This window comes from Polaromonas sp. (assembly GCF_049790275.1).
Classification (GTDB): Bacteria; Pseudomonadota; Gammaproteobacteria; order Burkholderiales; family Burkholderiaceae_C; genus Polaromonas.
The window spans coordinates 1-2,805 of record NZ_JBAQYR010000123.1 but is presented as its reverse complement, the minus strand read 5'-3'; the positions used below and the strand labels follow the sequence as shown (position 1 = coordinate 2,805).

3 protein-coding genes are annotated in these 2,805 nt (G+C 64.0%); 2 read left to right on the top strand and 1 reads right to left on the bottom strand.

Annotated elements, in window-relative coordinates; translation table 11 throughout:
- Positions 1 to 322: 322 nt before the first annotated feature.
- Together WA904_RS17365 and WA904_RS17360 are read left to right on the top strand one after the other, a co-directional pair.
- The gene (locus WA904_RS17365; protein ID WP_425198382.1) at positions 323 to 877 is read left to right on the top strand and encodes a Spy/CpxP family protein refolding chaperone; all 555 of its coding nucleotides are present in this window, start codon (positions 323 to 325) and stop codon (positions 875 to 877) included.
- Between the two features lie 243 nt (positions 878 to 1,120).
- Entirely contained in the window at positions 1,121 to 2,191 is a 1,071-nt protein-coding gene (locus tag WA904_RS17360; RefSeq protein ID WP_425198381.1) for a flavodoxin family protein, read from the top strand.
- Positions 2,192 to 2,330: 139 nt separating this feature from the next.
- Here the strand turns inward: WA904_RS17360 and WA904_RS17355 are convergent, their stop codons facing one another.
- Positions 2,331 to 2,699 (bottom strand): glutaredoxin domain-containing protein, encoded by a 369-nt coding sequence (locus WA904_RS17355; protein ID WP_425198380.1) that lies wholly within the window; start codon positions 2,697 to 2,699, stop codon positions 2,331 to 2,333.
- Positions 2,700 to 2,805: the final 106 nt, after the last annotated feature.

Below are 2,805 nucleotides of genomic sequence, written 5' to 3'. Positions count from 1 at the left end.
GCCATGCACCACCGCCGCAGCGCCAGGCGCCGGGTTTCGACACGCCCTGGGAACACCTCTCGCCCGAACTCACGGCGCTCGGGCAAGGCTACATCAACGCCTGATTGCTCCTGTTTTCATAGCTGCTTACGTTTACACAATAAGGGCTGCAGGCACTTTTCCTTCCTACTGCCGGCTCCGCGGCGGCAAAAAAGGCATGCAGAAATCTGCAAAGAAACTTTACGCGGGCGTCATGGCGCACTTACACAGCCCGCGCAAACTTCCCTTCAACCTGACGCCATTCCCGGCAGCAGGGCTTGTCTTCTACTGAAAGGAAGCTTTGATGACCTCCATGTTCAAACCACTGAAATCTGTCAACACCCTGCTGCTGGCCGGCATCATGGCCACCGCAGGCCTGGCCGCAACGGCGCAAACCGTTGCACCTGCGGCACCGGCAGCCACCTCGGCGCCAGCCGCCAGCCCCAAAGGCGAACGCATGGGCCGCCACGACCCCGCCAAGATGCAGGCGCGCATCGCCAAGCACCAGGCCGAACTCAAGGCCAAACTCAAACTCACGCCAGCCCAGGAAGGCGCGTGGACGACGTTCACCGCGTCCATGCAGCCACCGGTTCACGGCGCCCGTCCCGACCGTGCGGCCATGAAAGCCGAGTTCGACAAGCTGACCACGCCCCAGCGCATCGACAAGATGCGCGAACTGCGTGCCCAGCACATGGCCGAGATGAACGCCGCCATGGACAAGCGCGGCGAAGCCACCAAGGCCTTCTATGCCGCGCTCAGCCCAGAGCAGCAAAAAGCCTTTGACAGCCAGCCCATGGGCCGCGGGGGCATGGGTGGCAAAGGCCCCCATGGGCATCACGGCCAGCATCCCAAAGGCTGAGCTACCAGAAGCCGCAGCCTGACCTTGGCCTGCGCCACGTCCTTTCCGGACGGGGCGCAGGCTTTTTTCATGGCCGGGTCAAAGTGAAGCGCGCTATGTTTTCAGGAGCTGCTGGCGCTTATCGCAGCTGGGCCAATGGCCATTTTTATGGCCATTTTCCACTGGACGGACAGCTTCTCCAGCCCGCGTAGGACAAAATCCAGAACCGGCAGGGGCACCCTGCAGCCTGCCTAAACTGGCGGCATGACTGAAGTCCGCAAAGGCCAGGCGCCCGCTGTTTTGTCGCGCGATGTTTTTCATGAGCGCTTCATGGAATCGTTCATGGACCCGGCTTTCCAGGCCGAAGAAAAAGCCTTGTCGCGTGTCGAGCAAATCGCCTGGGAGGCCTACCAGGAAGGACGCAAGGCGCCGCGCACACGCAAGGCCGGCCCCGGCTACGCCGACCCGGACTACGAACTCTCCATTGACTGGCTGGCAGCAAAGGACCGGATTGAAAAAGCGCAGGCGGCCTGGCGCGACCCCGCCGCGCCCTCCCGCGTGCTGCTGGTCTGCGGCTCGGCGCGCAACGACGGCACCTGCCCCGGGGAGATCTCCAAAACCTTTCGCATGCTGCAGTGGGCGCAGCAAACCCTCCAGCAGGCGCAAATCGAAACCGACGTGCTTGACCTGAGCTGGCTCACCTCGAGCTACCACCTGAACATCCACCCCTGCAAGGGCTGCGTGGCGACCGCCATGCCGCTGTGCCACTGGCCCTGCAGCTGCTACCCCAACCACGCACAGGGGCAGACCAGCGACTGGATGAACGAAATCTACGAACGCTGGACAGCGGCGCACGCAGTCATCATCCTGACACCGGTCTACTGGTACCAGTCGCCCAGCCCGCTCAAACTCATGATGGACCGCCTGGTCTGTGCCGACGGCGGCAACCCGGACCCGACCAGCACCCACGGCAAGAAGCCCCAGGAGGCCAAGGCACTCGAAATGAAGGGCTGGAGCTACCCTCAGCATCTGGCCGGCCGCGTTTACGGCCTGGTGGTGCATGGCGATGTGGCGGGTATTGAAGGCACGCGGCGCGGCCTGTCGGACTGGCTCGACTGGATGGGGCTGGTGGACGCCGGCAGCCAGGCGCGGCTGGACCGTTATGTGGGTTATTACGAACCCTATGCCACCAGCCATGAAGCGCTCGATGTCGACGAAGGCCTGCAGGCCGAGGTGCGCAATGTCGCCGGCGCGGTGGCCAACGCGGTCAGGGAACTGCGGGCCGGAACACTGTCGCAGCCCGACAGGGACCTTGCGCGCCCACGGCAGAAATAGAGCCCCCCACAATAGGACCCCCACGCTTGTCGCTTCGCGTACTGCGCTGCCCCCCGAGGGGGCGCTGCGCCTGCGGGCTGGCAGAGCCAGACCCGCGGCCCTGGCTGGTGAAGAAGAAGTCCCCCGCCTGAGCCCGGCCTCAGGCGCCTAGCAAGGTCTTGAGTTCGCCGCTGGCGATCAGCCGGTCCAGATCGGCCGCACCGCCTATCAGCGTGCCGCGCACAAAAATCATGGGAAAGGTGGGCCAGCCGGTCCACATCTTGAGCGCATTGCGCTCGCGCCAGGTGTTCAGGTAGTTGCCGTATTCGAGGTAGTGGCAGGCCACACCCGCTGCGTCCAGCGCGCGGCGCGCCTTGCGCGGGAAAGGGTTCATGCCCATGCCGACCACCACCACGGGGTGCGCCGCAATGGCGGCCTGCACTTCCCGCACGATGGCCTGTTCATGCCGGGCGATCTTGCCCTGGATGGCCGGATGGATGCGGGACTCTTCAAGTATGGCGCGGGACATGGCGAAATCCTTTCAGGCGGCTGCTAGTGCAGTGTTGCATGCTTGATGGAACAAATAAAAGCGAAGGATTTTGGGTCAGGGCAAGGCGCAAACCACAGCGATACCC